Genomic DNA, 20,225 nt, shown 5'->3' with positions numbered 1-20,225 from the left:
AATTTTAGTCTTCCAGACCACCTTCGATGAGGGAAATAGCCTTATTCATCGCTTCTTCTTCGTCGCTCCCTTCACAGCGGATTTCGATTTCCGCACCGCGTTTGATGCAGGCACTCATCAGCATCATAACACTTTTGGCATTGTACTTTTTATCCTTAAAAAAAATGCTGATATCGCAGGAGAAGGGGGTCATTGCCTGACTGAAAATACTGGCAGGGCGCATGTGCAATCCCTGTTCGTTTGTTACTGTAATTTTTCTGGACACCATAGTTGATTCCCTTTCTGTCAAAGTGACTTTAAAATAAAGGCTTCCGGCCTGTTTTTTCAATACTAAACAATAATGATTTCAATTCCGCTGGCACGGAGCTTTTCTATTATTTCCGTGTCTGCCTGGTTATCCGTGATAAGCGTTACTTTTCTATCATAGATACAGCTTCCATAGCTGCTTTCCAGGTTATCATGCCTCTGCAATTTGCTGTGATCGGCAAGGATATAAAGGTCTTCCGTGGTTCGGCTGATCATGGCTTCGTTAATTCCGATTTCATTTGGGATGTTGTATAAAAAGGCGCCGTCATCATAGACTGCCCAGCAACCGATAAAGGTTTTATTGGCTGTAACATCCAGAATATTTCTCATGGTTGCATCACCTACGAGAATGTGATTTCGTAATTCTCCTCCGGTCATATGGATGGAGACGTTCTCCGGAAATTTTCTTCCGAATGCAAGACCGTTATTGGTATAAACGGTCACGTTTTTATTCCCTACATACTCGAGCATTTTTAAAGCGGTTCTGCTGCCGTTGATAAAAATACGGTCATTGTCTTTGATTAGGGAAGAGGCATATCGGGAAATGAGATCTCTGCATATCCTGATGTTTTTGCTGAGAGACTTACTGCCTTTGACATAATCCAAGGTACAGGCTCCACCGTGGGTGCGCTTCAAAAGGTGCTTTTGCTCCAGTTCCTCCAAGTCCCTTCTGACGGTCATGATGGAAATCTTAAACTCATCGACCAAGTCATAGGAATTGACTTCTCCGGCCTTTCTGACATATTGCAGGATATTCTTTTGTCTTGCTTCTACATTTGCTTTGCTGTTTTTCATGGACACTACTCTATTCTACAGGGGCTGTTATAAAAACAGTTTATCGGTAAAGGCGAGTCCGAGGGAAATACCCCGGACTCGCATGGGTTTTAGTCTAAGAGACCTGCGGCCTGAAGACCTTCTTCGATTTCTTTATCGGACATGACATTTTTTAGGGGAATGACAACCGTGTTTCCGCCCAAGTTTTCAAAATTTGCCGCAAATGCTTTGGAACAAAAAACCACATCGTAGTTTTTCGCTGCACTTTGCCCTTCTGAAATAGGGCAGTGCGTCAGCTCTGCAGGCTTGATATTGTGGCGCTTTGTTACCTTTTGGATGGCCAGTTCCATCATAAGAGAGGAACCCGCCCCGTTTGCGCAACAAGCCAAGATTTTCTTTCCGTCTAATTTTGCCATTGTCTATGCTCCCTTCTTAGCCTTCTTGTGCTCAAGATAGGCATCGTAATCTTCCGTAATGAGGAAGTATCCTTTCGGATCCATGCGGTACTCGATTTGCGGAATCGCAAGAAGAACAATTACCACGATTCCTACACCGATGTAGCCAAGATAATGCATCACTACCGTAAACATCGGCCATACCGTATCCCAGTCGAACATGCCGAGGTATCCGCCGTAATTTGCGAGACCAACCCATCCGGAGATGAAAGCGGCACCAAATACTTGGATAAGCCCTGAAATGAATGGTATAACAAGGCAGGCCTTAAGTCCACCCTTTTCATTAGCGACAAGACCGATGGTTGCATTGTCAAAGAATACGGGAACGAATCCGCAGATGATGATGGTCGGAGAACCCATAAGAATCAAGGCTACGATAGCAATAATCTGTCCTGTAAGACCTGCCAGGAAACCGAAGGTTACGGCATTTGCATCGCCAAATCCATAGCATACGGCGCAGTCTACACCGGGTACGGAAGAGGGAAGAAGTTTGTCGGCAATTCCCTGGAAGGATGCGGTTAATTCCGTTACGAAGGTACGAACTCCAAGCTGTAAAATAGCAAGATATACAGCGAACTGTAAGGAGGTATTAAATACATAGAATGCAAAATTGTCCTTTTCCTTCATGGCTTCCGCTTTTACGAAGAAGGGTTTTCCGATTACGGTCATGATGGCACCGAAGAATACAGTCATTAAGATTGCGGTACAAACCATATTCTGGCTGAAAATGGAGAAGAAACCGGGCATCTTCAGGTCGCCCACTTTTTTAACTTCCTTCTGTCCGTTTTTGCTGCCGAAGAGTTTTTCGGAAGCCCAGGAAGCAAGACGAATCCCGAACATTTGCTGGTGCGCAATGGCAAAGCCGGCACCCTCTGTAAGTTCCTGCATCGGCTTTACGGTAAGGTTGGATCCGACTGCCCAGTAAGCACCGAGAATAACGGACATTACAATCAGAAGTGCGAAGTTGTTGTCCCGAAGGGCGGGAAGGGCAAAGAGGATGAGCCAGTATGCCGTTGCCGCCTGCTGTACCTGTACATGTCCGGTTGTGAAAAGTGTACGGCACTTTGTAATCTTGTTGAAGCGGACAAGCAGGATATTGACGATAAAGGCGATGAGAAGAAGGGTCATAACCTGTGAAAAGCCTTTTCCGAAAACTTCTTCCACACCGGCAGTTACCGCGTTTTGTCCGTAATAAGGATCAATTACGGCTGCGGTCAAATTGAATCTGTCCTTCAGTCCCGCAAGGATAGGGCGGAAGTTCGTTACGAGTCCGCCGGAGCCGGCACTTAAAATCAGCATACCGATGATGGCCTTCAAGGTTCCGGCAAGGGTGTCATACCATTTTTTACCCATCAGGCAGTAGCCCAGCAAGGTAAGAAAACCTACCATATAAGGCGGCTTTTGTAAAATGTAGGTCGCAAAAAAAGTCCAAATCGCGTTTAAAATTCCCATTTTTTCCTCCTGTTTTTTAAACTTAATTTTCGCTAGTTTGGTATTTCTTCATTGCTTCTAATATTTCTTCTGCACTATGACATTTCCCGAGCGCTTCAATTAAGTCATAGTTCATAAAAACATCCATTAATTGCGCTATATTTTCCATATGCTCATCCGAATTGACTGCTGAAAGTGTAAAAAGAAGATTCGCTTCTTTTTTCTCTCCGTCTGTATCCTGTCCAAAATCAATCTTGTTTTCACAAATCATAAGACCGACAGCAGTTCTGTGTGCTCCAATCGGATTTTCCGTGGTATGGGGCATAGCAATATTGTGTTCCATCACGATGTAGGGACCGTGTTTTTCGATGCAGGCTACGATTTGTTTATAGTAGTCACTGTCCACGCTGCCGTCTTCCACAAGGGGAAGAGCGCTTAAACGGACTGCTTCCTGCCAGCTCACGTCTTTTCCGTTAATGAAACTGTAGTGTTTTTTTGCAACAATTCTTTCTAAAACATTGGACATCTCTGTTTCTCCTTATTTATAGGCAGGAACGGAAGGGGATGTTCTGCGGATGCTCGAAGCAGTCTTCAAAACCCCTGCGATGATGATAGTAAATCTTATCCTTATCCTGCGGATAAACGTATTTTCCGCCTACCTGCCAGAAGAATGGATGGAATTTATATTCGTTTCTGTCCTTTTTGAAATCGTAGAGCAGTTTAATTTCTTCGCAATCTGCCTGGAAATTGGTCCAAACATCCCAGTGGATAGGGATAACCACCTTGCACTGCAGGTTCTCCGCCATACGGAGAACATCTACGGAAGTCATCTTATCCTGCATGCCGATGGGATTTTCTCCGAAGGAGCCGAATGCTACATCAATGTCATGATCTTTGCCGTGTTTTGCAAAGTAAATGGAGAAGTGGGAGTCTCCGGAGTGGTAAATGTTTCCGCCGGGAGTCTTTACGAGGTAGTTCACTGCCTTTTCATCCATATCGGTAGGGCATACCCCGGTAAGTTCTTCTCTATCCTCTCCTGTAGAATCCGTCGTAACTAGACAGGTTCTGTCAAAGCTGTCCAGACATACAATCTCGATATCCTTTAACTTAATCACATCTCCGGGCTTTACAATTCTGCAACGCTCTTCCGGAACACCCCATTTTTTCCAGGTTTCTACGGACTTCAGGGGACCGATAAAGGGGACGGGAATTTCCTTGCCGTTTTCATCCGTGGTGGTCATGCCGCTGTTGATAACGTGTGCCGCCCATTCGATAGACATATGGTCCTGATGATAATGCGTAGCTAATACTGCGTCTACCTGCTTAAAAGCAAAGGGGTCAATCACGAAGGGGACATTTCTTAAGTTCGGCTGCATGAGTCTTCCGCCACACATATTAGCCATCTGATGTCCGGGCTTCATCTGATTGTCTCCGTGGGTACGCTTTCCGTTTCCGCACCAAAGGTCGATGGTGATATTTGCCCCTCCGGGGGTTTTAAACCATACGCCCGTGCAACCAAGCCACCACATAGCAACCTGTCCGTCCGGCACCACTTCGCTTTCAATGTCCTCTACCAGCCAGGTGCCCCACTCGGGAAAGGTGCTCTTGATCCAACTCTCCCGAGTTGTGTCTGCGATTTTTGCCATAATTCCTCCTTATTCTTTTCTTTCCTGCTTACTTTAAGATGTTTCCGCTTCTCTTACGGATAATCGCTTAAGTTTATGATAGAGTGAGAATGGGATAAAAACAATTATAAAATATTTTTTTATGCTCGTATTAGCTATTATATGATTGATTTAATATTTCTATAGCTAAGTTGCTTATTGTGTAAAAATAGCAATATAAGCTGGAAGTTAAACAATAATAATTATGGTTAGTCACAACTTACTAACTATTTATTTGTGCAATATGCTGAAAATTGATTTTATTGAGAAAACAATGAAAAATAGAAAAAACACTTGAAATAATAGAAAAATATCAATAAAATCAGCCTTATGGATGTTCTGTGGGGTTGATGGTAAAATACAATACTGCACAAATCATTAAAAATATTAAACTTATAATACATGTTCTTTTTTATGATTGTTTATAAAAAGAATAAGTTCTTTCTGATATGAGCGGACAAGCAGGAAGAGAAGGAGAAGGTGATGTATGAATCAATATGCTATCGGACTTTATGAAAAGGCAATGCCGAAGACGATGAGTTGGAGTGAGAAATTGCTTTGTGCAAAAGACTGTAATTATGATTTTTTGGAAATCAGCATAGATGAAACGGAAGAAAAGCTTTCCAGACTGAATTGGACAAAGGAACAGAGACGGGAAATACTCGATCTGATGAGAAACTTGGACTTGCCAATCCGAAGCATGTGCTTGTCCGCTCATAGGAAGTATTCGTTTGGCTCTTCAGAGAAAACGGTACGGGATAGAGGAATGGAAATCATGGAGAAGGCGATTGCTTTCGCGGATGATTTGGGCATTAGGATTATTCAGCTGGCAGGGTATGATGTTTACTATGAAGAAGGAAATGAAAAAAGTAGAGAGCGCTTTATAGAGAACTTGGAGAAGGCAACAAGAATGGCGGCAACAAGGGGAATTCTCATGGGCTTTGAAACGATGGAAACGGAATTTATGAATACAACGGAGAAGGCTATGCGATATGTCAATCTTATCGGAAGTCCCTATCTCGGGGTATACCCCGACTCGGGGAACCTTACCAATGCTTCTCTTCTCTACAACAAGAGTGTGGTGGAGGATTTGGAGACGGGAAGAGGGCATATTGTTGCGATGCATTTGAAGGAGACGCTTCCCGGAGTCTTCAGGGAGGTGCCGTTCCTAACCGGTCATGTGGATTTTGAGGCAATCATTCGGAAGGCCCGGGACTTGGGAGTCAGAAGATTTGTCACGGAAATGTGGGATGTAGGAAAAGAAAGCTGGAAGGAAGATATCCTCTTTGCCAATAAGACTATGCGCGCTATTTTGGACAAGCAGAATTAGGAGTAGGATATAAGAAAGAAAAAAGGAAAGGTTGAGGCAATATGAAGTTTCATAAAAAGAGTATTGGAAATCTGAACAAATGCTATTCTTTAGCTGAACTACAGTATAGGGGAGAACATTGCTTTTTGGTCGCCGCCGAGAAGCAGGATCCCTGCTATTTGTTTAATGAGGCAGGCGAAAAGATGGATACCGTATGGGACGGACCGGGCGGAGTTATGACTATGGCGCAGGTTCCCAGAACGGATGGTGTATTTCTGGCAACCAGAAAATTTTATTCTCCGAATGACTCCCTTGAAGCGGAAATCATTGTGGTAAAGCCGAAGGCGGAAGGAGGATGGGAGACCTATACCCTTTGTAAAGCGCCTTTTGTTCATCGTTTCGGGATTTTAAGGAGGGCAGGTTCCTACTATCTTCTGGTCTGCTGTCTGAAATCGGGGCATGAATATAAGGATGACTGGAGACAGAAGGGCGCCTGCTATGGAGCACATTTGCCGCTTGACTTGGAACAGTTTAGGGGAGAGAAGAAACTGGAGCTTAAGCTCATCAAAGACGGGATGCTCAGAAACCACGGCTTCAGCAAGATTCAAAGGGGCGGATATGAAGCCGGCCTGGTAGGCTGTGAAGAGGGAAGCTTTATTTTTGATCCTCCGGCCGTATATGGAGCGGATTGGACTGTTACGCAGATTCATTCCCTTCCGTCCAGTGATTCCGTGCTGATGGATTTTGATGGAGATGGAAAGTTGGAACTGGGATGCATTGCGCCATTCCATGGAAACTCCCTGACCATTTATCATCTGGATGAGTACGGTAACTACGTTCCGCAGTGGAAATATTCGGCTAAAGAATCGGATACGGAAATGATTCATGCGACCTGGGCGTGTGAAATAAACGGAAAGCCCTCCTGGATTGTCGGTTGGAGAAAGGGCACAAAGGATACCATCCTCATCAGCTGGGACAAGGAAGAGGGAAATTATAAGACGGAATACCTTGACCGTAACACGGGGTGTGCCAATGCCATGCATTTCAAAAATAAGGACGGAAAAGATATTATCATCGGAGCAAATCGGGAAATCGACGAAATTGCAATGTACACGGTAGAATAGGAAGAACGATAGCTGAGAAATAGGCTTTGTTTTAGCTTATTCCTAAGTTTAATAAATATTTATTCTCCTCCTTAATTTTTCTGTGGAGAAAATAGGATAATCCTATGGTTATCCGTTTCTAACTGCTTTATACTGAAACTACATTATAACGGGAAGAGCTATTGGTCTTAAAGAGAAGGGATTCCCTTTCTTTAAAGCTGATAGTTCTTTGGCTTGGAGTAAAAGTACATAGTTCTTTATGAAGGAGAATAGGAGGCGTGTTCCTATGTCAAAAAAAGATTCTGCGTTTCAGAAAGTGTTTATGTCCTTTATGTTTCGCGGTAAAGAAATTTTTAAGCCGCTGAATACCGGATGGATTGATGAAAGAGTCGGAGCGGTTCGGGAGTGGGTTGCCAATGTTTTCTTTTACAGAAAAAATGGTACGACGATTATGATTGATGCGGGCTACAATTATGAACGTCTGGCCGAGAAGATGGCTTGGCTGGATATCCGGCCCACGGAGATTCAGAATATCCTGCTGACACATCTGGATACGGATCATATCGGAGCGGTGGAAGAGGACAGCGAAGGACTTTTCCGAGAGGCAAGGCTCTATATCGGGGAGGAGGAAAATAAATATCTTACGGGGGAACTTCGCAGGAGAGTTTTGCACAGACTTTGTACGCTTCCCGTTGTAAAGCTGGATAACCCGAAAAGCTTGCTTTATGACGGAGAAATATTCTATATTAAGGATATTAAGGTAGAAGCAATACTTGTGCCCGGACACAGCTACGGACACCTTGTTTATCTTATCGATGACGCCTATTTGTTTACTGGAGATACGATTTGGTTCGGTGCGGATGGCGGCTACAGCTTTTTGAATTCTCTTGCGGAAGATAATGAGCTGGCGAAGCGTTCCTTAAGGGAACTGGAACAACTCCTCCTGAAAAGGGGAATTGCTCCGATTATTGTGAGTGGTCATACCGGTTGGACGGATGACATGGAGTTCGCGTTTCGTCATAAGGATAAGCTCTGCATTTCCGGGAAAAAGCAGAAACCGCATGATCCGACTGCACCTTACGACGGCTATGATGAGCGGGAGGATACGGAGGAACAAGCGAGAAAGAAGAGGCTTCCCAAGGCTTGGGACTGCTTGAAGCATACCGAGGCGGAGAGAGAGTGAAGAAAGAGGAAAGTACTTTTGCATGGAACGGAATGGAGAAATGACAGCATGGTAGTGGTATTTGAATTTCTTAGTGAAGAGCCGATTGAAAACCTCATCACCTGCATGAATTTTAAGGTGGATAAGTTGGTTTTATTCGGAAATTATGATCGGGTTGCTTCTCAAAAGGAGAAAACGGAGTGCTTTCTGAAAAGGTATTGCGGCGTAAAGGATGTGCTCTTCCGCGTCCTCTCTGAGAAAGATTTACAATCGGTTCTAAGCGTAATGCGACAGGAAATAGAAGCGGCTTTAAAGCAAAATGCCGAGCTGTATTTTGATATAACCGGCGGGGAAAGCTTGATGCTTGTAGCCTTCGGGATGCTCTCTAAGGAATATAAAACACCGATTCATCTCTATGATGTTTCAAAATGCAAATTGATTGAGCTTAACGAAGGAGCGGACAAGAATTTAAGTAAGGATGTGGAACAACAGAAAATAGAACTGAATCTGGAGGCCGTAATTGAAATGCACGGAGGAAAAATCAACGACTCTTTGCATAAAGAAACGAAGACGGTAGCGAATGCCGATGCGGAGAAAGATATTCTCGGAATTTGGGAGGTTATGAAGCGGTATTCCGCATCTTGGAATCTTTTCTCCCAATTTATGAGGGATCATATGCAAGCGGATGAAAATGGGGAGGTGATTCGGAAAGAAGCTACAGTTCTACAGGCTCTTAAGGCCTCCCCATCAAATTTCAGTTCCGTCTCCTTACTCAATCAAATACTGGATGCACTGGGAGAAGCCGGGGTGCTCCTCGATGTAGTCCACGCAGCCGGGATGTATCGCTTTAGCTTTAAAAATAGGGCTATAAAGAGTTACTTATGGGATGGAGGAAGTGTACTGGAACTCTATACCTATTTGCGTGAAAGAAAAAGTGCTACGGAGTGTCAAGTAGGGGTGTATTTGGACTGGGATGGCGTACTGCACGGGACGGGAGGGGGAGATGTCTTCAATGAAATCGATGTTTTGGCTTTGCATGGCTATATCCCTACTTTCATTTCCTGTAAAAGCGGAAATATGTCGCCGCAGCAGATTCTGCATTCGTTTTACGAATTGGATACGGTAGCCAATCGTTTTGGCGGAAAATATGCGAAGAGACTTCTGGTCTTGACCATGGAGTTAACTAAGGTATACCAGGATCGAGCTAAAGAGATGAGAATAGAATTGAGATTTGAGAAATGAGATTCCACACGCTACGCGAACGATACTTGTTAAGAATAAAAAAGGAAGGGAACCTGTCTTACGACATGGTTCTTTTTTTATGCTGACTTCTGCATAGAACCGGGGAACCTTTGTCATTTTGAGAACTTTCTCGAGCAAAGCCTATAGCATTTCCCTTCTTGAGAACTGCTATAGGCAAAACTTGCTTTCTTCTTGGTGAATCATATATAATCCAAAGGATAATTCTTAAAACTTGTAAAAAATGGAAACAAATTCACTAAATGCCTTGCTTAGGAGATGAAATGAGGGAAAACAGAAATTACTATAAGAAAAAAATTATTTTGTTCTTATTCGTGATCACTACAGTCTTTGGAATAATCAGTCTGTATCAGTATTATAGAGTGAAAATCGAGAATCCCTTTCAACTGCTTTCTGCTGTTCTTTACGGGACCATAAAGCTCTTTCTTTTTGCGGCTCCTCTTTCTGCGGAGGTAAATGGCGGCATGATGTACGAGTTTGCCAAGTGGATGGCACCGATTCTTACATCCGCTTTTATTTTCACGCAAATCTCGAATATCCTATTGCACTCTAAAAATATGATTTTAAATCGCTTCAGTAGTAATCATGTCGTACTTTTCGGAAGCGGAAAAATGACCGAAACGCTCATCGGTAATTTAAAAAAGGAGAAAAAATATTATAAGATTTCTCTTGTTACGAAGGAATTCCTGGATGAACGCCTAAAGAATCAATATGAGAGAAAGGGAGTTGCAAGCTACCGGCTGGACTTTGGAAAAAGTGATAAATATGAAATTCAAGAGCTTTTTACGGCTCTCCGTATAGAAAACGCAAAATATCTTTTTTTTACGGCGGAAAGTGACTTGGAAAATTTTTCTCTTTATGCCGGAGTGATACAAAGAATTAAGCCGAAGAGAGCCATTACCGCCTATGTACATTCCGAGTCGGGGACTGTTGCGGGTTATATGGAGGAGCTTTTGTACGAGGAGAGAAAAAAAGAAGCCGGCTTAATGAAGCTCGATACCGTGCACTTTAACGAGAGAGACTTAACAATTAGAATGCTGCTCCAGGAAAGGCTTGTGCAAGACAGTCTTTTAAAAAGTCTAAGCGGAGTGTCCGAACTTTCGTTTCCCGGACAGAAAGTAGAGCGGGAAAGCGAAGAGGAATTGTTACGGGACAGGAAGCTTTCTGCCGAGAAGATTGACGAGGCGATACATGTGCCCCATATCCTTCTTTTTGGAGTTAATGAACTGAGCTTCCCCTTATTAAAACAGCTTGCCAATGATGCAACGCTTTCTTTAAAAAAGAAGACGAAGGTCACGGTTTTGGATGAAAATGCGGGACGAGGCATCGCGGAGCTTTTTTCTATTTACGGTGATGCATCTACGAGAGAAAATCCGGAAGAGTGCGGGGGAGAAAAAACGGAAAAATCTTCTATAAGAAAGAGTCCTTCTTCCAGCCTTGAAATGGCCTTGGAAATCGAGTCTATAGAACTTGGGGATGCTTCTATGGAAGCGCTTCAAAAACAACGTTTGGAGAATTACTTAAAGGCGATTGGAAAGGACGATGCGCCGACTCTCATCTTCCTGATGGATAAGGATATCATAAAGAGCCTTAAGGCGCTGAACCTCATCAATCGTTATTTTGAAAATGTGCCAAAGCTCATTCGCAATGTTTCTCAAGTGGATTTAACAGGGCTTCTTCCGAAAAGAGGTGGACAAATTCGAAGCTTTGGAGATATTTCCGAGATTCTCACGGAAAAAGTGCTGATTCGGGAAGCTTTGGATAAGAGAGCAAAGGCCTTTAATGAAGCGTACAATTCTCTTAGTGGAATGGGAGAGGGAGAAAATTGGAATGAGCTTAGCTTTGTGAAGAAGAATTCCTCGCGCCTTTCGGCTACCCATGCGATAGTAAAGGAAGAGCTCTTAAGGCGGATATTTTCCGAAAAAAACGAGGCGGAAATTCGTGCCCTTTGCAGGGAGAAGCTTTCGGAATTCACTAAATTACAGGAATCGCAGAAAGAAAATCCTGAAGAATTCCGTAAGCGTTTCTGCAGCTTTTTAGAGGAAAATCCGGTGCTAGACTTCCTGTCCAGGCTCGAGCATAAGAGGTGGTGCAACAGCTATTATGCCATGGGCTTTCGCTATGGAGAGAAAAAGGACGAGAACAGAAGAACACACCCTTGCCTGATTGAGGATTGGGGAGAAGTAATCGGGGAGAAATTTGCTCTCTGTCACCCGGAGTATGACCTACTCTCCGTGTTTTGCCTGTTTCGGGAGGAGCCTTAAATATGGAGAACGGCATAGGGAAAAGTGGGGATAAGGACATGGAGAACAGCATGGAAAATGGTATGGAAAAACAATATAAGTATGATGCGTTTATCAGCTATCGTCATGTGGAGCCGGATCAGACGATTGCAAAGGAAATCCACAGAATGATAGAGGGCTTTAAACCGCCTAAGGAGTTTTATAAAAGCGGAAAAAAGACGAGCTTTCGTGTATTTCGGGACAGAGAGGAGCTTGCGGCGAGGGACTTAAGCAGTTCCATTGAGGAAGCGCTTAAGGAAAGCCATTTTCTGATAGTCCTTTGTTCCAAGAGAACCCCCCTTTCCGAGTGGTGTGAGAAGGAAATTCGGACTTTTAGATCGCTGCACGGGGATTCTCGCATTATTCCGGTGCTCCTTGAAGGGGAGCCGGACGAGTCCTTTCCTATGCCTCTTAAGCAGTTAAAAAGAGGAGAGGATGAGAGTCTTCTGGATGTTTTGGCAGCGGATATTCGTCCGGAAGAAGTATTGAAGAAGGACTTCCCGGGCTATGAGGCCGTGCAAAAGACGGATAAGGGAAAGCTTACGGATTTAACGAAGCAGGCGGTGAAGCTTCTAAAGGTGGAAAAATACCGTATTATGGCGGCTATCCTGGGCTGCAATTTTGGGGATCTGAAGCAGAGAGATAAGGAGAGAAAAAACAGGCTTATACTCACCATTTCTTCTATGCTTGGGGCTCTATTTCTCATCTTTGGTCTCTTTATGACCGCTGCCTACCAAAAAGCGGAGCAGGCGAGGCAGGAGGCTGTGCAGTCGAATGCGAGCATTTTATTGAAAACGGCAAAGGATATTGCAAAAGAGGGGGATTATCTGAAGGCTGTTTTGGTGGCAAAAGAGGCGATGCAGTCGATTGGAAAGAAGATGCTGTCTTATTTGAAATTAAGAGGAGAAGAATTTTCCATCTTTCATGACGCCATTTATCACAGTGGAGCGTCAACCTTAACCTCGATTTCCACAAAGAACAAGCTGACCTACATGTCTCTAAGTTATAATGAAAAATATCTGGCCTATGGTTTGGATAATGATGCGACGGCGATTGCCAGTGTGGAGAACGGTGAAGTCATAAGGATATTTTCCGGACATACACAGCAGGTTAAACTTCCGCTTTTTTCTCATAATGACAAGATGCTCGCGACTTCCTCCTTTGACAGTACCTGCATTGTTTATGATGTGGAAACGGGAGAAAGCCTGGCCAAGCTGGAAATTCCAGGTATTCCGATGCTGACCAAGTTTTCCGATGATGATTCTGCGCTATTTTGTATTGCCTTTCGGGATAACTTGGCTGACTTCTATGTATTTGACACGGCAACTTGGGAAGAAAAAAGCAAATTCACAATCACGGAGCCGATAAGACATGCGGATATCAAGGGGGACGGGACGGAGGCGCTCGTTGTATTAAATGCAAATGTCGAAGGACAGCTCACAAGAAGAAGCATGCAAGACGGCAGCATTATCGATGTTCTTCCGAAAGAAAAGGCAGTCGACATAAACGGGCAGGAATATGAGCTGTCCTATAGACAGGCATCTTACTCCGGAGATAAGGAAAATATTTTGCTGCTTACCGATTCATCGATAAAGAAACTTTCTCTTTCGGATTATACGGAGCTTTTCAAGCAGAGTATCAAAGTGGACAGCAATGATTTAAAACCGCTTGTAGAAGGGACAAACGGAGAAACCATAGCATTGCAATCGTATTCGAAAATTTATCTTTTGGATGGAAAAAGCGGAGAGATTTCGGATGAAATTTATTTTTCGGAATTGGGAACCAAGTATTTTGCCTATCATTCCGAGACCAATACCGTTGTGGGATTCGGTGCTGACGGACACTATTCTATTTGGAGAAATAAGGTTATAGTGGAGGATAAGCTGAACTATGGAGGGGCTTTGCCGTCCGAATTGAAATTCTTACAGGATGGCAGTAAGATTCTGGCCAATTCCCATGATGGACAGACCATTAAGATTATCGATATGAAGTCGAGAATTTCCGAAGAGCCTATTTATGCAAGAATTGTATCATATTCCAATGATTTTTCCAAAATGCTGCTTTATGACGGAAGTGAGCTTTCTTTTTCTTCGGATAACGGGAAGAGCAGTGAGATAATCAACTTGGGTGATAATTTAAACTTCGGATTAATGAAAAATGGAAGCGTTTATCAGATTTCCAATGATGGAAGGTATTTTACGTCTGTTTGGCAAAAGCTCAGTTCACCAAAGCCGTTTTTACTGCTTTATGATTTGGAAACGCAAGAGAAGCAAGAATTGGAACTCAATTCCATCTCTCCCCTTTTACGCTTTTCGGATGATGGAAAGGCACTTTATATCTTGGATGCAAAGGAAGGCTTAAAGGTCTACAGTACGGCGGATTTAACCGAAATGGAAAGCTATCCCGAATTGCAGGAGAGTGCAACGAGCTTTTTGCTCTCGGAAGATGGAGAACTTCTCGTGCTTAATCGTTTTTCCGGAACGGCGTCCTTATACAGTCTTGCAAACAGGAAAGAACTTGGAAACATTCCCGGACAGGTGCTCTATATCAAGAAAAACGGGGAAGAAATCCTGCTGAAAGGGATTCAGAACAATACGGCATTTACTTGGAGCAATCAGACGGATACGAAAACGGTTGCTATGGACGATGCTTGTGCCCAGACACCGCTAAGCTTTGATGATATCAATCTCTACAATGAAAAGTCCGGACTTCTTCTTATGATTCGAAACAATGAAATAGAGAGAAAGGCTTATGTGGTGGATTTTGAGAGCGGACAGCTGAAAATGAGTTTTACACCTTCTGTGAAAGCTTATGATGTAAATGGATATATTTCTCCGGACGGAACAGTTCTTGCGATAGACCAGAACTATTATGCGAAAATTTACGGGGACGATTCCATAGCGCATGATTATATGAGCTCTGCCGTTTATCATATTTTAAGCGAGGAAGAAGTAGAGGCGGAAATCGAGAAGATTCTTGCCGGAAGAGTATTGACTGAGGAAGAAAAAGAACAAATTGGAATTACGGCAAAATAGGCAGGAGATTTTATGAAGCTGATTTACAAAGCGTTAAATATTCCTCTACGTATCTTGTTACACTTGACCCATCCCGATATGCAGTGTTTTTTGGGGATTCTTATCCCGGAAGTTATTTGCATTCGGCTCTTACTTGCAAATCATGTACGCATTTATCTATTCCCGCTTTTTATGCTTCTGACCTTTGTTCTTACTTACTTGAGCTTCGGTAAGTTTGTGGAATATGATGTGAAGCATGACAATATTCTGGTGGAACGTGTTTATGCATTTTTTTTGAAGCTCTATATTGAAAATAAAAATAGATACTGCTTTACACAAATTCCGGAGCTTTACGTGAATGAAAAAATTGAGGAATACAATGAAAAGTTTCAAAAAACTATGCAAGATAGAAAAAACAAGGCTAAAAAAGAGGAAAGCAGAATTCCGTCTTTCTTTGACTTGGAGTATGAAAAAGAATTGAAGTTTTTCGGCCTGTACAACCGGGATTTTGATTTACAGGATTTAAAAAGAGAAAAAAGGAATTTGGTTAAACTGCACCATCCGGATCAGTTTACGGAACTCGGCGAACAAAATGAACACAGAGTACTCTATGATTTGACGATTCGATACTACAATACCATCGTGAAAAATAAGAAACTTTGATGTTGATTATATCGTTTTTGGGAATGATCTGAAGAGGGGGAAGCACTATCCGGAGTCGGAGAGTGCTTCTTCCTTGTTCTTAACAAGTGGCTAAGGCGAAGCCTGAGACATCTTGTTCATAACGAGTATCGTGCGCAAAGTGTGCGTTATCTCGTTTTATCTAATTATAAAAACTGAATAATACCACCCAGTAATCATTTCCGCGGGAATCGACATAATATCCTGCTCCGAATCGAACGAAATCGTCTCGTAGCATAAGCCGGTTATGACCGGGGCTTTTTTGCCAAGCTTGAAAGGCTTTTAGAGGAGTGTCTTGGTTTGACGCGAGAATTTCTCCGCAAACATCCGCTTCTGTCAGGACCGAACCGCCTTGCGGTCTTGTGTGAGAAAATAAAACGGAACATTCTCTTGCCCTTGTATCCGCAATAGAACTAAGACCGGCACTTTCCGAGAGAGGCTTCAGACCGGAAGCGATTCGATACTGATTGATTCTTCCGAGAAGCTCTTTTTTTATAATGCCGTTCTCAGAAGATACACCTCTTGTCTGTACGACATTATTGACTGTCCATGCTCCGTTTTGGTTTACGGTATAGCCGTCTGAAGTAACCGTATTTTCAGCCATCCAACCGTTGTAGTCAAAGCGATAGCATTCTGCAATTCCGTCACTGTTTCCATCCAGCCACTGCCAGGTTGATTTATAATAATTTCCATTTCCGAGATCATACCACCAGGCATTTTTGGAAAGTCCTCTGCACCATCCTCTGGCAAATACCGGCATAGCGGACAGCAATGATAAAGAAGCTGCAAGCAGAAGCGTTTTCCAAATCTTGTCGAAGTTCTTTGTCTTGTTATTTTCTCTTACTGAATCATTCTGTTTTTTTACAATCATCTGTTTCATTCTTCTTCTCCTTTATAGCATCATATTTCAAGGAATAGATGCCGAGCAAGTCAAAAAGTGATATGTCACAAAACTGTAAAGGAAAAGGAATAATCATTATGCACAAATCAATAAAAAGTTAAATAAATCGTTGTAACCATTACAGAAAATAGTCAAAATGCTTAATTTCGAAAATTTTCTTTGTATGATATTTAGCGACCAACTTAAAAATGGGTAAAGAAAATAAGGCTGTTTTATACAGCGTTTTTGGGAAAAACAAATAGAACTCCTTCTCAAGATGGAATTGTTTAGAAGACGGAGTTGTTTTGGGGGATTTTAACGAAATGGCTTATCACGCGGAATACATAAAAATATCCGCATTAAAAATAAGCGACAACTTCTTTTATCTTGCTGAGATTTTGGCTTATAAAAAAGTCCTTTGAGTCACAAAGTGCGGAGTTCGTAAACGGATAGTCCGCCTGTTTGTGAAAATTAGAATTTTCGGGAAGAAAGCCATATGTTAAACACATGACCTTCCGCTTGTTTATTCCGATTGAAATGTTCATATACGATACCTCTTCTCCAAGGCAAATTATATTAAAATAAAATTAATTAAGCAATACTTTGAGTAGAAACTAACAAATATAATGATATTAAAAATTATTTTATGTAGAAAACATACAAGTTAATTGTATTTTATAGGGGGATTGATATAGAAGTGATTTGGTTAAGAAAGAAGAGAAGAAACATTGAAAAAAGAGTTTTTCAAGATGATAGATAGTTTGAAAATTCTTTCCTTTTTGTTATAATAAAAAATATTGCAAATTTTGAAAAGCTTAGGCTGGCAGAGGACGGTGAACTTATGCAAGAGGATTTTTTGACAAGAATTCGTTCTTCCTACAATCAATTCACAAAGGCGGAAAAGAGGGTAGCGGATTTTATTTTACAGAATCCGAACAGGGTTTTGTTTATGTCCATTTCCGATCTGGCGGAAACTTGTATGGTGGGAGACACTTCCGTTTTTCGTTTTTGTAAGACAATGAACCTGAAAGGATATCAGGAGTTTAAGATGACGCTTTCTCTTTCCATGAGAGGAAATAAAAAAATGGAAGAGGGAAATACGGGAGAGATTACACTTGGAGATAAGATTACGGACCTTGCAGATAAGGTACTACAGGATACAATTTCTTCCATCCGGGAAAGTTATTCACTTTTGGACTTCTCACAGGTCAGCTTGGCTATGGAAGCGCTTTCCAAGGCGAAACGAATTCTGTTTTTCGGTGTAGGAGCCTCCATGCTCACTGCGATGAAGGCGATGAATAAGTTTCACCGGATTGAGCCGAAGGTATATTGTTCCGAAATGGTCAGTCAGCAATTAATGAGTGCGGCAACCATGGAAGAGGGGGATGTTGCCGTGATTTTCTCCTATTCCGGTGCAACCAGAGATATTGTGGAGATTGCGAAGCTGGCAAAAGAAAGTAAGGCTACCGTCATTGCCATAACGCGATTCCAAAAGTCTGCTTTAACGGAGTATACGGATATAGTTCTTCTTTGCGGAGCAAATGTGGGTTCCTTGCAACGCGGTTCCACCTCGGCGGAAATCAGTCAGCTCTTCCTTGTGGATATTATGTATACGGAGTACTACCGCAGGCATTTTGAAACGTGCAGTCGTGTCTTGGAAAAGACCACTAGAGCCATATCGGATCGTAATTAAGCACCGGGAAAAGGGATTTTTAAAGCAGGGGTCTTTCTTCCGGTTTTGCCATTCGTTTAAAAACGATAAAGCCTTCCCAATGAAAAAATCATTTGGAAGGCTTTTTACAGTGTGGTTTATTTTTCCAATCCCGCTCTTAATTCGGCAATCTTATCTCTGCATTTTGCGGCGTCTTCAAAGTTTAATTCGGCAGCACAAGCTCGCATTTTTTTACTCAGTTCACGGATCATCTTTTCTATTTCGGCCCTGGACATGGATTCCATATCCTTTGTGATCTCCTTATCCTCGTCGTCCAGTACTTTTGAAATGGCAATAAGGTCTCTGACGGCCTTTTTAATGGTGGTAGGCGTGATGCCGTGTGCCTCGTTATATTCCATCTGTAAGGCGCGTCTTCGATTGGTTTCGGAAATGGTACGTTCCATGGAATCGGTTATCGTGTCCGCATACATGATGACATGCCCTTCCGCGTTTCTTGCTGCACGGCCGACAGTCTGAATCAGGGAGGTTTCCGAACGTAGGAATCCTTCTTTATCGGCATCCAGGATGGCAACCAGGGTAATCTCCGGAATATCCAGTCCCTCTCTTAAGAGGTTGATTCCCACGAGAACATCAAACTTGTCCAGTCGCATATCGCGGATAATGGCGGCACGTTCCAGGGTATCGATATCGGAGTGCAGATATTTTACCCGGACCTGATTTTCCTGCAAATATTTTGTCAAATCCTCCGCCATTTTCTTGGTCAGTGTGGTAACCAGAATTTTATGCTTTTTTTCCGTTTCCTTGTGAATTTCGGAAAGCAAATCATCAATTTGCCCTTTAGTGGGACGAACCTCAATTTCCGGATCCAGGAGGCCGGTAGGACGGATGATTTGTTCTGCTCGAAGCAGCTCATGCTCTTTTTCATATTCTCCGGGAGTTGCGGAAACAAAAAGCATTTGGTTGATTTTTCCCTCAAACTCGGCAAAATTCAGAGGTCGGTTATCGAGTGCGGAGGGAAGACGGAAACCGAAGTCGACAAGAGTGTTCTTTCTGGAAAGATTTCCATTATACATTCCTCGAATCTGGGGAAGACTGATATGACTTTCATCCACAATAATCAGGAAGTCGTCCGGAAAGTAGTCAATCAAGGTATAGGGGGGCTCTCCGGGCTCGGCAAAATTCAGATGACGGGTATAGTTTTCGATCCCGGAACAGACACCGGTTTCCCGAATCATTTCCACATCGAAGTTTGTCCGCTCGGAAATGCGCTGTGCTTCCAGAAGCTTATCCTCTTCTTTAAAATACTTTACCCGTTCCTCCAGTTCCGCAAGAATATTTTTGCAGGCCAGACGGAGCTTGTCCATGGGAATAACATAGGGACTGGCCGGGAAAATCATGGTGTGTTCCAGCTTTCTCTGTGCCTTTCCGGTGAGGACATCAATCAATTGGATTTCCTCGATTTCATCGCCGAAGAAAATCACACGAATAGCCTGTTCTCCTTCGGAGGCCGGGAAAATGTCTACCGTATCGCCCTTTACGCGGAAACATCCTCTTCGAAAGTCCATATCGTTTCTCGTATATTGAATTTCAATGAGATTTCGGAGTAAGTCATCCCGATCCCGCGTCTGTCCGGGACGAAGGGAGAGTGCCATATTGAGATATTCCGTAGGCGCGCCGAGCCCGTAGATACAGGACACGGAAGCAACCACGATGACATCTTTTCGCTCGGAAAGAGCAGCCATTGCCGAGTTTCGAAGCTTGTCTATTTCATCGTTGATATCGGAATCCTTTTCAATATAGGTGTCCGTACTGGGAACGTAGGCCTCCGGCTGGTAATAATCATAGTAGGAAACAAAGTATTCCACTGCATTTTCCGGGAAAAATTCCTTCATTTCGGAGTAAAGCTGTGCCGCAAGAGTTTTGTTATGAGAAATAATCAGAGTGGGCTTTTGTATCTGCTCTATTACGTTAGCCATGGTAAAGGTTTTTCCCGAACCGGTAACGCCCAAGAGTGTTTCAAATTGATTTCCTTCCTGTAAGCCCTTTACCAGCTTGGCAATAGCTTGAGGCTGGTCTCCTGTCGGGGCATAATCGGCATGCAGTTTAAAATCCATCTTTCCTCCTTATATGATTCATATCGGATGATAGGGCAAGGCAAGCTTGCAGCATGGCTAGTATAGCAAAAAAGAATTCGAAAAAAATAAAAGTCCTGTAAAATGGAGGAAACGAAGG

16 protein-coding genes are annotated in these 20,225 nt (G+C 42.9%); 8 read left to right on the top strand and 8 right to left on the bottom strand.

The annotated features are described in order from the left end of the window. Positions 1-4: 4 nt before the first annotated feature. From HMPREF9624_RS04080 to ulaG, 6 genes are all read right to left on the bottom strand, one after another. A complete protein-coding gene (locus tag HMPREF9624_RS04080; RefSeq protein ID WP_009536648.1) occupies positions 5-268 on the bottom strand; it encodes an HPr family phosphocarrier protein in 264 nt (87 codons plus the stop codon). A 62-nt stretch (positions 269-330) separates the two neighbouring features. After that, entirely contained in the window at positions 331-1,101 is a 771-nt protein-coding gene (locus HMPREF9624_RS04075) for a DeoR/GlpR family DNA-binding transcription regulator (protein ID WP_009536647.1), read from the bottom strand. A gap of 89 nt (positions 1,102-1,190) precedes the next feature. Beyond that, positions 1,191-1,496 carry a PTS sugar transporter subunit IIB gene (locus HMPREF9624_RS04070; RefSeq protein ID WP_009536646.1) on the bottom strand — a complete coding sequence of 102 codons (306 nt, stop codon included), beginning with the start codon at positions 1,494-1,496 and terminating at the stop codon, positions 1,191-1,193. Between the two features lie 3 nt (positions 1,497-1,499). Beyond that, the gene (locus HMPREF9624_RS04065) at positions 1,500-2,987 is read right to left on the bottom strand and encodes a PTS ascorbate transporter subunit IIC (protein WP_009536645.1); all 1,488 of its coding nucleotides are present in this window, start codon (positions 2,985-2,987) and stop codon (positions 1,500-1,502) included. A gap of 22 nt (positions 2,988-3,009) precedes the next feature. After that, positions 3,010-3,492, bottom strand: coding sequence for a PTS sugar transporter subunit IIA (locus tag HMPREF9624_RS04060; protein ID WP_009536644.1), 483 nt, complete (start codon positions 3,490-3,492; stop codon positions 3,010-3,012). Between the two features lie 16 nt (positions 3,493-3,508). Beyond that, positions 3,509-4,612: an L-ascorbate 6-phosphate lactonase gene (ulaG, locus tag HMPREF9624_RS04055; RefSeq protein WP_009428070.1), complete on the bottom strand. Its 1,104-nt coding sequence runs from the start codon at positions 4,610-4,612 to the stop codon at positions 3,509-3,511. A 505-nt stretch (positions 4,613-5,117) separates the two neighbouring features. Between ulaG and HMPREF9624_RS04050 the strand changes: the two genes are divergently transcribed. From HMPREF9624_RS04050 to HMPREF9624_RS04020, 7 genes are all read left to right on the top strand, one after another. Beyond that, complete coding sequence (locus HMPREF9624_RS04050) at positions 5,118-5,960, top strand: L-ribulose-5-phosphate 3-epimerase (protein WP_009536643.1); 843 nt, start codon at positions 5,118-5,120, stop codon at positions 5,958-5,960. A 41-nt stretch (positions 5,961-6,001) separates the two neighbouring features. Then, positions 6,002-7,063 carry a hypothetical protein gene (locus HMPREF9624_RS04045; RefSeq protein ID WP_009536642.1) on the top strand — a complete coding sequence of 354 codons (1,062 nt, stop codon included), beginning with the start codon at positions 6,002-6,004 and terminating at the stop codon, positions 7,061-7,063. Between the two features lie 265 nt (positions 7,064-7,328). Next, positions 7,329-8,225, top strand: a complete 897-nt coding sequence (locus tag HMPREF9624_RS04040; RefSeq protein ID WP_009536641.1) for an MBL fold metallo-hydrolase — start codon at positions 7,329-7,331, stop codon at positions 8,223-8,225. Between the two features lie 18 nt (positions 8,226-8,243). Then, entirely contained in the window at positions 8,244-9,446 is a 1,203-nt protein-coding gene (locus HMPREF9624_RS04035; RefSeq protein ID WP_154646739.1) for a PDDEXK family nuclease, read from the top strand. Positions 9,447-9,727: 281 nt separating this feature from the next. Next, positions 9,728-11,728: a hypothetical protein gene (locus HMPREF9624_RS04030; protein WP_009536639.1), complete on the top strand. Its 2,001-nt coding sequence runs from the start codon at positions 9,728-9,730 to the stop codon at positions 11,726-11,728. A gap of 2 nt (positions 11,729-11,730) precedes the next feature. Beyond that, complete coding sequence (locus tag HMPREF9624_RS04025; protein ID WP_009536638.1) at positions 11,731-14,781, top strand: TIR domain-containing protein; 3,051 nt, start codon at positions 11,731-11,733, stop codon at positions 14,779-14,781. Between the two features lie 12 nt (positions 14,782-14,793). Beyond that, complete coding sequence (locus HMPREF9624_RS04020) at positions 14,794-15,423, top strand: hypothetical protein (protein WP_009536637.1); 630 nt, start codon at positions 14,794-14,796, stop codon at positions 15,421-15,423. A 160-nt stretch (positions 15,424-15,583) separates the two neighbouring features. Here the strand turns inward: HMPREF9624_RS04020 and HMPREF9624_RS04015 are convergent, their stop codons facing one another. Next, a complete protein-coding gene (locus HMPREF9624_RS04015) occupies positions 15,584-16,321 on the bottom strand; it encodes a CAP domain-containing protein (RefSeq protein WP_009536636.1) in 738 nt (245 codons plus the stop codon). A gap of 841 nt (positions 16,322-17,162) precedes the next feature. Here HMPREF9624_RS04015 and HMPREF9624_RS04005 point away from each other — a divergent pair. Beyond that, the gene (locus tag HMPREF9624_RS04005) at positions 17,163-18,014 is read left to right on the top strand and encodes a MurR/RpiR family transcriptional regulator (protein ID WP_009536634.1); all 852 of its coding nucleotides are present in this window, start codon (positions 17,163-17,165) and stop codon (positions 18,012-18,014) included. A gap of 116 nt (positions 18,015-18,130) precedes the next feature. Here HMPREF9624_RS04005 and uvrB read toward each other — a convergent pair whose 3' ends face one another. Further along, positions 18,131-20,107 (bottom strand): excinuclease ABC subunit UvrB, encoded by a 1,977-nt coding sequence (gene uvrB, locus HMPREF9624_RS04000; RefSeq protein WP_009536633.1) that lies wholly within the window; start codon positions 20,105-20,107, stop codon positions 18,131-18,133. Positions 20,108-20,225: the final 118 nt, after the last annotated feature.

Origin of the sequence: Oribacterium asaccharolyticum ACB7 (assembly GCF_000238075.1) — a bacterium.
Classification (GTDB): Bacteria; Bacillota; Clostridia; order Lachnospirales; family Lachnospiraceae; genus Oribacterium; species Oribacterium asaccharolyticum.
This window is presented reverse-complemented; position numbering and strand designations above follow the sequence as displayed.

Bases quoted from the DNA above. Each gene is read 5' to 3' on its own strand.
- HMPREF9624_RS04080 (WP_009536648.1), bottom strand. From the start codon at position 268: ATGGTGTCCAGAAAAATTACAGTAACAAACGAACAGGGATTGCACATG.
- HMPREF9624_RS04075 (WP_009536647.1), bottom strand. From the start codon at position 1,101: ATGAAAAACAGCAAAGCAAATGTAGAAGCAAGACAAAAGAATATCCTG.
- HMPREF9624_RS04070 (WP_009536646.1), bottom strand. From the start codon at position 1,496: ATGGCAAAATTAGACGGAAAGAAAATCTTGGCTTGTTGCGCAAACGGG.
- HMPREF9624_RS04065 (WP_009536645.1), bottom strand. From the start codon at position 2,987: ATGGGAATTTTAAACGCGATTTGGACTTTTTTTGCGACCTACATTTTA.
- HMPREF9624_RS04060 (WP_009536644.1), bottom strand. From the start codon at position 3,492: ATGTCCAATGTTTTAGAAAGAATTGTTGCAAAAAAACACTACAGTTTC.
- ulaG (WP_009428070.1), bottom strand. From the start codon at position 4,612: ATGGCAAAAATCGCAGACACAACTCGGGAGAGTTGGATCAAGAGCACC.
- HMPREF9624_RS04050 (WP_009536643.1), top strand. From the start codon at position 5,118: ATGAATCAATATGCTATCGGACTTTATGAAAAGGCAATGCCGAAGACG.
- HMPREF9624_RS04045 (WP_009536642.1), top strand. From the start codon at position 6,002: ATGAAGTTTCATAAAAAGAGTATTGGAAATCTGAACAAATGCTATTCT.
- HMPREF9624_RS04040 (WP_009536641.1), top strand. From the start codon at position 7,329: ATGTCAAAAAAAGATTCTGCGTTTCAGAAAGTGTTTATGTCCTTTATG.
- HMPREF9624_RS04030 (WP_009536639.1), top strand. From the start codon at position 9,728: ATGAGGGAAAACAGAAATTACTATAAGAAAAAAATTATTTTGTTCTTA.
- HMPREF9624_RS04025 (WP_009536638.1), top strand. From the start codon at position 11,731: ATGGAGAACGGCATAGGGAAAAGTGGGGATAAGGACATGGAGAACAGC.
- HMPREF9624_RS04020 (WP_009536637.1), top strand. From the start codon at position 14,794: ATGAAGCTGATTTACAAAGCGTTAAATATTCCTCTACGTATCTTGTTA.
- HMPREF9624_RS04015 (WP_009536636.1), bottom strand. From the start codon at position 16,321: ATGAAACAGATGATTGTAAAAAAACAGAATGATTCAGTAAGAGAAAAT.
- HMPREF9624_RS04005 (WP_009536634.1), top strand. From the start codon at position 17,163: ATGCAAGAGGATTTTTTGACAAGAATTCGTTCTTCCTACAATCAATTC.
- uvrB (WP_009536633.1), bottom strand. From the start codon at position 20,107: ATGGATTTTAAACTGCATGCCGATTATGCCCCGACAGGAGACCAGCCT.